This window comes from Gilliamella sp. Fer4-1, assembly GCF_001690515.1.
GTDB lineage: Bacteria > Pseudomonadota > Gammaproteobacteria > Enterobacterales > Orbaceae > Gilliamella > Gilliamella apicola_C.
Window position 1 is genome coordinate 1 of the sequence record NZ_LZGZ01000258.1, and the last position, 8,005, is coordinate 8,005.

Genomic DNA, 8,005 nt, shown 5'->3' on the forward strand with positions numbered 1-8,005 from the left:
CTATAAAAAAATAATCATCAAAAAGATTAAAGTTCCCTATTTTGTTACCGATAAGTTATTTGTCAGCAAGAATTATGAATTAAATTTAAATATCTTGTTGATTTTAATATTTATATTATTGGAGATAAAAATGGCACAAGTAATTAATACAAATACAATGTCTTTAATGGCAAAAAATAACCTTAACAATTCTCAAAGCGTTCTTAGTACTTCTATTGAGCGTCTTTCATCAGGTATGCGTATTAATAGCGCAAAAGATGATGCAGCAGGTCAAGCAATTGCTAACCGTTTTTCATCAAACATTAAAGGCTTAACGCAAGCGGCACGTAATGCAAATGATGGTATCTCCCTTGCACAAACTACTGAAGGTGCGTTAAACGAAATCAATAACAACGTACAACGTATTCGTGAATTAACTGTTCAAGCAGCCAATGGCACCAATTCTGAAAGCGATTTAGTATCAATTCAAAATGAAATCGATCAACGTTTAGACGAAATCGATCGTGTTTCTAAACAAACTGATTTCAACGGCTCTAAAGTATTATCAGAAGATAAAACGCTTAAAATTCAAGTGGGTGCAAACGATGGTGAAACTATTGAAATCCATTTGAAAAAAATTGATAGTACTGAACTTGGTTTAGATGGATTTAAAATTTCAGGTGAAGACCTAACCACAGATCCATTAAAAACAATTGATGAGGCATTATCAAACATTGATGCATTACGTGGCCAACTTGGTGCGGTACAAAACCGTTTCGAATCAACAGTAAACAACATCAATAATACTGTAAACAACTTAAGTTCTGCGCGTAGCCGTATTGAAGATGCTGATTATGCAACAGAAGTTTCAAACATGACTCGTGGTCAAATCTTGCAACAAGCAGGTACTTCAGTACTAGCTCAAGCTAACCAAGTACCACAATCAGTACTTTCTTTATTACAATAATTGTAATTACCCATTTTTGATCATTCAAAATTTACACATAGTCATAACAGTATTTTTATAATGTTGTTATGGCTAATAATTATAATTAACTATTTTTTCGCCCTTTATTCTGCCCATTAAATTCATTAACTATCGTCATAATACTATTCGGCATTTTTCTTAACATTGGTTCAAAAAATGGATGATAGCTTATATAACTCATATGGTGTAATAAACCAAATCGATTGGAAACAATATATTCATTTGGTACGTAATGAAGCTTTAAAATTAGCAGTTCGTTTGCCGGCAACGGTTGAGCTAGACGATTTATTACAAGTTGGCTATATCGGTTTATTAGATACAATCAAACGTTATGATGCCACTCAAGGTAATACTTTTGCGACCTTTGCTATTCCAAGGATACAAGGGGCAATGTTAGATGAGCTACGTAGCCGAGATTGGTTACCAAGACAAACTCGCAAAAAAATAAAAGATGTCACAGCGGCAATCAATGAATTAGAGAAAACATTAGGCATCACTCCTAACGATCATCAGATCGCCGAGTATTTGCAATTATCCCTTACTGAATATCATAAAATTTTATTAGATTCGAATTATAGCCAGATATGCTCATTTGATGAGATCCAACTAAAGTTAGGAGATAACATTGATGCCATCATTGAGCATGGCGAGGATAACAATCCTTTTTCGGCAATTATCAGCGATGAAAATTACACCATTATTAACCAACAAATTGAAAATCTACCAGAAAAGGAAAAACTTGTCCTAGCGCTTTATTACCAAGAAGATCTTAATTTAAAAGAGATTGGTAAGGTAATGAATATTAGTGAATCAAGAGTAAGCCAATTGCATAGCCAAGCAATAAAAAGAATACAAAGTAAAGTTTCTTGTTAGAAGAAATAGAAAAAAATTTAAATAAATCGTAATCAATCGAAAATAAATTGAAATGATTTTTTTATTGACCTTTCGCATTTAAAAATGTAACTTTAGGCGCAAAAAAATATTTAACTTTAATTTTACTAATTTTCGTTTTTTTATGCGAAAAAACAGATATAGGTTGGTGACTAAATTGGGAAACACACTAGATGACGATATTCTTAAATGCATACATCATTTAAATCTTTCAACACTACTGTTAAGCCAGCGTATGCTTGAGAAAGATAAAGTAATGGCAATGTATCGATTAGGTATTGATGAACAAACCGCTGACATACTTAGCCATTTAAGTACTGCTCAGATGTTAGTTTTATCCGAAACCAATCAGCTCATATTTCAGCTAAGATTTGAAAATGCAGAAATGATGAAAAAGCTAACAGAAGAATCGCGCGTCAGAGATATAAAACAGATGCATACAGGAATTCTTTTATCAAGTTTGCTATTAGATTCAATCAATAAGTAGCTAAGGAATGATGATGACAGGTACAAGTATTATTCAAAAATATAAAGAAACCCAACTCGCTATCAAATTAATTTCCCTTGGTGGCAGAATTCAAATGTTAGAAAGCGAAACCAATTTAAGCCGAAATAAACTGATAAAACTGTATAAAGAGATTCAAGGTTGCCCACCGCCTAAAGGTTTATTGCCTTTTTCAACATCGTGGTTTATGACTTGGGAACCCAATATTCATGCCAGTATATTTTATAATGCTTATGCGTTTTTAGTGAGAAATGGGCTCAAGTCAGGCATTCAAACTATTTTAAAAGCTTATCAACTTTATTTAGAACAATGTCAATGTTCGCATAAAGAAGAACCTGTTTTAGGGCTGACTAGAGCTTGGATTTTAGTCAAATTTGTCGAAAAAAAGGTGATGCAACAATCCTGTTGCACGGAATGCCGTGGGCTTTTTATTACTCATGCTTATCATCCTCGAAATACTTTTACTTGTAGCTTATGTCAACCACCATCAAGAGCGGATAAAAATAATAAAACCCAAAAAGAAAATGACGAAAGATGCATGAAAGTGTTATCAAGACCAAGTTATTTAAATTCATCAACTACTAGACAGATCACTGCTTAAATAAGTATTAAAAATAAGTATTAAAGCAATTTAGCTGTTATTTTATGGAGAAAGAAAAAAACCAATGCTAATCATTATAGGTTATATTGTCGTTATCGCCTCGGCGCTACTTGGTTATGTGCTAAGTGGCGGTTATTTAGCTGTGCTGTTTCAACCACTCGAATTGTTAATTATTGGAGGCGCAGCAGTTGGTGCTTTTATTGTCAGTAATGAAAAGAAAGTCATCAAAGCCACGCTGCAATCTTTAGGACAATTATTTAAAACCTCTAAATATAATAAAGCACTTTATTTAACATTAATTAATTTAATGTACAGCGTATTAACGAAGATCCGACAAAGTGGAGGATTATCCATTGAGGCTGATATTGATAATCCGCATGAAAGTGAATTATTTAAAGCCTATCCACAGATTTTAGCTAACCCTAGAATCTGCGACTTTATCACTGATTATTTACGACTTATGATTAGTGGCAATATGGATGTATTTGAGATCGAAACACTCATGAGCGAAGAAATTGAAACCTTCGTTCATGAACTCGAAAAACCCGTTGATGCCATTTCAAGTATTGGTGATGGTTTACCGGCATTTGGTATTGTTGCCGCGGTCATGGGTGTCATTAATACCCTAGCGCAAGCAGATCGACCAGCAAGTGAACTTGGAGAACTTATTGCCCATGCGATGGTGGGAACTTTTTTAGGGATCTTACTTGCCTATGGTTTCGTGTCACCGCTAGCAGCCTTATTGAAGCAAAGAAACGCTGACGTGGTCAAAATGTTAGAGTGCACCAAAGTGATTCTTATTGCCAGTATGCATGATTATGCTCCTCAAATTTGTATTGAATTTGGCCGAAAAACACTCTTCTCTCATGAAAGACCATCATTTTTTGAATTAGAACAATACATACAAGAAGTTAAAGACAAAAACACTAATCCAAATGAAAATAATTAATAATGAAAGATAAGTCTGTAAGAATAATTGTCCGAAAAAAATCGGGGCACGGCGGCGGGCATCATGGCGGTTCGTGGAAAATCGCTTACGCCGACTTTATGACCGCAATGATGGCGCTATTTTTAGTTATGTGGCTAATTTCTACATCAACGCCCCAAGAATTAAAAGGTATTGCTGAATACTTTAGAACGCCCTTAATTCTTGGCTACAATGGCGGGAAAAATATTAGCGACAGTGAAAGCCCGATCCCTGGTGGTGGCGATGATGTGAGTAAACAAATCGGCGAAGAAAAAACCCATATGTTAAATGCATCACAAAATGAATATGAACAGCTACATATTGAAAGAAATCTACTTCTTGAAGCTGCACGTAAAATTTATGAAACGTTTGAGATAGATAATCGCCTTAAAAGCTTAGCGCCTAATCTTATTATTGAATTAACTGAGCTGGGATTACGGATTCAAATTTTAGCTTTCGATGATAAACCCATGTTTGGTATTGGTAGTACATCCATTGATCCCAATATGCAAGAAATTTTGCATGCACTAGCACCTATTATTAATTCATTACCGAATAAAATCACTTTATCTGGCCATACCGATGAGCGGCAATATATAACAGGGGATCGTGGTTATAGTAATTGGGAATTATCGGCGGATAGAGCCAATGCATCAAGAAGAGAACTCATTGCTGGTGGCTTAGATTCCAATAAGATTATTCGCATTATTGCGTTAGCTGATACAGTAAGCTTAAACAATCCTAACTACAGCAAAGATGCCAATCGTCGCATTAGTATCTTAATTTTGAATAAAAATGCCCAACAATATATTGAAAATGAAAATAACATGACAGGTACTGATTTTTTAAAACAATCAAAAACCATTATCGAGCAATAATCAAATAGTCAAATAATTTCAAAAATCAAAACACATTACCTTTTGGATAGTGAAATCAGACAAACTATCCATTAATGGGTTGAAAAAATCATTAAAGTTTTGAGAAATTGCGCCGATATAGAAAACAGCCCTTTCTTTTAATAATCACGTTATTAACTGAAACTATATATTATATTTAGGAGTTTTTATGACAAATTCATTGATGAATACGGGAATTAGTGGATTAAATGCAGCGCAAAATATGCTTAATGTGATAAGTAATAATATTAGTAATGCCCATACAATCGGTTACAATCGCCAACAGCAAGTTTTACGTCAAGCAAATGGAACTCAACATAGTTTTGGTTTTGTAGGTAATGGTGTTTCAGTATCATCCGTTAATCGCGCCTTTAACCATTTTGTTGTAGGACAGCTACGTCAATCACAATCGCAAGATGGATCGATTAAAGCTTATTATAATGAATTATCGAAGGTAGATAATTTATTAGCAGAAAATGATAATAGCATTTCATCACAATTCAATAACCTCTTTGCTAGCTTAAAGAAGCTTGCTTCAAATGCAGGTGATGCCGCGACCAAGCAAACCGTTATTAGCGATCTAACCTCATTGACGAATCAATTTAATAAAACAGAAAAAAACCTAAAAAATCAAATTGCCAATGTGAATACCGAATTAAGCAGTAATATTGATAAGGTTAATACTTATACTCAGCAAATTGCCGAACTTAATCAAAAGATTTCACACTTACAGGCGGTGGGAAATGGGCTTGAACCCAATGCATTGCTTGACCAACGCGATCAATTAGTTAATGAATTAAGCGAAATCGTTGGCATAACCGTTACTGAACAAAATGGGCAATATAACCTTTCACTTGCTAATGGCTTGAATTTAGTCCAAGGCTCTTCGATTAACCTATTATCGGTACAACCATCGCAAGACGATCCTACATTAAATACCATTATTTATACGCATAATTCAGGAGCAACGCAAGAGCTGACTAGCCAAAATATTATATCAGGCACATTAAACGGATTATTAACTTTTCGTGACGGACCATTAACTGAAGCTCGTAATCAATTAGGTTTAATTGCCTTAAATTTGGCGGAACGTTTTAATGAAGTGCATATGTCAGGCGTTGATATTAATGGTAATCAGGGTGAAAAGTTATTTGACTACAATCCCCCTAGTTGTATAACCAATATAAAAAATCAAGGTAATGCCTCGGCAAAAATCGAATTTAACTCAGTTTGCGACGTAAAAGCTTCTGATTATAAAATTGAATTTGATGGTGACAATTGGGTTGTTACCCGATTATCTGATCATAAACAAATCACACCAGAAATTGAAGATGGTAAGTTAATTTTTGATGGGCTTTGTATTGAGATCAATGGCAATGCAATGCCTGGTGACTCGTTTATGATAAAACCCGTTGCTGATATTGCCTCATCATTACAATTACAAATCAAAGACGTTAATAAACTCGCAACGGGTATTAATGATGAAGAAAATGGCGCAGGCGATAATCGTAATGTTGCCAAATTACTAGAAATTCAAAATGAAAAGCTGGTTAATGGTACAACAACCTTAAAAAGTGCTTACACAAGTTTAGTCAATTATATTGGCAGTGAAACCCAAACGGCTAAAATATCTGCCCAATCAAGCAAAAATATTACTCAGCAAATTTATGAACAAAATCAATCTATATCCGGAGTGAATATTGAAGAAGAATATATCTCTATGCAGGTATATATGCAGTATTACCAAGCTAATGCAAAAGTGATAGATGCGGCAACAACAATATTTGATACCATTTTAGGTTTAACTAAATGATAAAAGGATAAAAAATGCGCCTTAGTACAAACTCACTTTATCAAAAAAACTTACAAAGTATTTTAAATACCAATAGCCGATGGCAAAAATCTGGTTTGCATTTAGCCACGGGCAAAAAGATCTTATCGCCGTCTGATGATCCAATGGGCGCATCACAATCATTGATAATAAAACAAGCTCAAGCGCAAAATGAACAGTTTCAAGCAACCCGTGAAAGCGCCGATAAATTACTTAGCCGTCAAGAAACGATTTTAGCGGAAACCAATACCGTTATCCAAACAATTCAAGAAACATTGATTTATGCAGCAAACGAAACATTAAATGAAGAAAACAGATTAGATCTTGCCAACAAATTACAAGCTTTAAAAGATCAACTGTTATCATTAGCCAACTCAAAAGATACTAATGGCAACTACCTTTTTGCTGGCAAGAAAAACGACACCCCACCTTTTGTTGTAAACGAATCTGGCGAAGTGAGTTACGTAGGCGGCACAACATCGGTTAACGTTTTTATTGATGACTCACGAGAAATCGCACTCAGTTTTACAGGCATTGAAGTATTCATGACGGGAGCAAATGTTAAACAAGCTGATGGAACTTCCGCAGAAAGTAATATTTTTGCAAGCATAGATTATGCAATTGAAGCGTTAAAAATGGATTTAGACTATGACAATGAAGAGACTGTCCAACAATTTAGGGATGGATTATCAAAGGCTCACAACGGAATAGATAATTCTTTTAATAACATCTCAACGCTTAGGGCGCAAGGCGGATCGGTATTGTCTGAAGTTGATAGACTATTAGCATTAGGTAAAACACTGGATATTGAATTTCAAACTCAAATTAGCCAGCTTGAAGATGTTGACTGGTACGAAACAATCTCAGAATATGTCATGCTACAAGCTAATTTACAAGCGGCGCAATATACCTTTATGACCATGCAAAGTATGTCACTGTTTCAAATGAAATAAGGCATTGAACCTAACGTCATTCAGTAACATTATTCTTACCCCAAGTCGTGAATCGACTAAAACTATTCATCCAAACCCAAGGAGGCTTATCGCCTCCTGTTTTGCTAAAAGCATGACTTTCATATAAAAACCAACAAAAAACTTAAATAAAATCAATGTGTTTCCTGAAGCGTTTTGATTGCTTTACCGCATAACATATTGTTATTGTTAATTTTTGGTGAAATTATAATAACATCTTTATGATGGTTTACTTTCTTTTTATTAAAAGCTCAACAGCCCTTAGCGTGGTTGAGATTATTTACTTTTTACTTTGCATGGCAAAGCGCTGAAAATACAAGTATTCAGCATAACTAATCTAGGTTTATTGTTAAAAAAATAACAAAAATAGACTAAA

8 protein-coding genes are annotated in these 8,005 nt (G+C 34.4%); all 8 read left to right on the top strand.

The features are described from left to right. The first annotated feature begins 130 nt into the window (after nucleotides 1-130). Nucleotides 131-946 (top strand): flagellin N-terminal helical domain-containing protein, encoded by an 816-nt coding sequence (locus tag A9G30_RS08910; RefSeq protein ID WP_065582097.1) that lies wholly within the window; start codon nucleotides 131-133, stop codon nucleotides 944-946. Nucleotides 947-1,123: 177 nt separating this feature from the next. Next, the gene (locus tag A9G30_RS08915) at nucleotides 1,124-1,840 is read left to right on the top strand and encodes an RNA polymerase sigma factor FliA (RefSeq protein WP_065588711.1); all 717 of its coding nucleotides are present in this window, start codon (nucleotides 1,124-1,126) and stop codon (nucleotides 1,838-1,840) included. Nucleotides 1,841-2,015: 175 nt separating this feature from the next. Then, complete coding sequence (flhD, locus tag A9G30_RS08920) at nucleotides 2,016-2,345, top strand: flagellar transcriptional regulator FlhD (protein WP_065566401.1); 330 nt, start codon at nucleotides 2,016-2,018, stop codon at nucleotides 2,343-2,345. A 13-nt stretch (nucleotides 2,346-2,358) separates the two neighbouring features. Beyond that, complete coding sequence (flhC, locus tag A9G30_RS08925; protein WP_065566402.1) at nucleotides 2,359-2,964, top strand: flagellar transcriptional regulator FlhC; 606 nt, start codon at nucleotides 2,359-2,361, stop codon at nucleotides 2,962-2,964. Nucleotides 2,965-3,028: 64 nt separating this feature from the next. Then, nucleotides 3,029-3,913, top strand: a complete 885-nt coding sequence (motA, locus tag A9G30_RS08930; protein WP_065582095.1) for a flagellar motor stator protein MotA — start codon at nucleotides 3,029-3,031, stop codon at nucleotides 3,911-3,913. Nucleotides 3,914-3,915: 2 nt separating this feature from the next. Next, the gene (gene motB / locus A9G30_RS08935) at nucleotides 3,916-4,809 is read left to right on the top strand and encodes a flagellar motor protein MotB (RefSeq protein ID WP_065588712.1); all 894 of its coding nucleotides are present in this window, start codon (nucleotides 3,916-3,918) and stop codon (nucleotides 4,807-4,809) included. Nucleotides 4,810-4,996: 187 nt separating this feature from the next. Next, nucleotides 4,997-6,640 (top strand): flagellar hook-associated protein FlgK, encoded by a 1,644-nt coding sequence (flgK, locus tag A9G30_RS08940; protein ID WP_065588713.1) that lies wholly within the window; start codon nucleotides 4,997-4,999, stop codon nucleotides 6,638-6,640. A gap of 14 nt (nucleotides 6,641-6,654) precedes the next feature. Next, nucleotides 6,655-7,611, top strand: coding sequence for a flagellar hook-associated protein FlgL (gene flgL, locus A9G30_RS08945; protein WP_065588714.1), 957 nt, complete (start codon nucleotides 6,655-6,657; stop codon nucleotides 7,609-7,611). Nucleotides 7,612-8,005 lie beyond the last annotated feature (394 nt).

What these genes read in the sequence shown, in the direction of transcription:
- motA (WP_065582095.1), top strand. Translation starts at nt 3,029, where the DNA reads ATGCTAATCATTATAGGTTATATTGTCGTTATCGCCTCGGCGCTACTT.
- motB (WP_065588712.1), top strand. Translation starts at nt 3,916, where the DNA reads ATGAAAGATAAGTCTGTAAGAATAATTGTCCGAAAAAAATCGGGGCAC.
- flhC (WP_065566402.1), top strand. Translation starts at nt 2,359, where the DNA reads ATGACAGGTACAAGTATTATTCAAAAATATAAAGAAACCCAACTCGCT.
- flgK (WP_065588713.1), top strand. Translation starts at nt 4,997, where the DNA reads ATGACAAATTCATTGATGAATACGGGAATTAGTGGATTAAATGCAGCG.
- A9G30_RS08915 (WP_065588711.1), top strand. Translation starts at nt 1,124, where the DNA reads ATGGATGATAGCTTATATAACTCATATGGTGTAATAAACCAAATCGAT.
- A9G30_RS08910 (WP_065582097.1), top strand. Translation starts at nt 131, where the DNA reads ATGGCACAAGTAATTAATACAAATACAATGTCTTTAATGGCAAAAAAT.
- flgL (WP_065588714.1), top strand. Translation starts at nt 6,655, where the DNA reads ATGCGCCTTAGTACAAACTCACTTTATCAAAAAAACTTACAAAGTATT.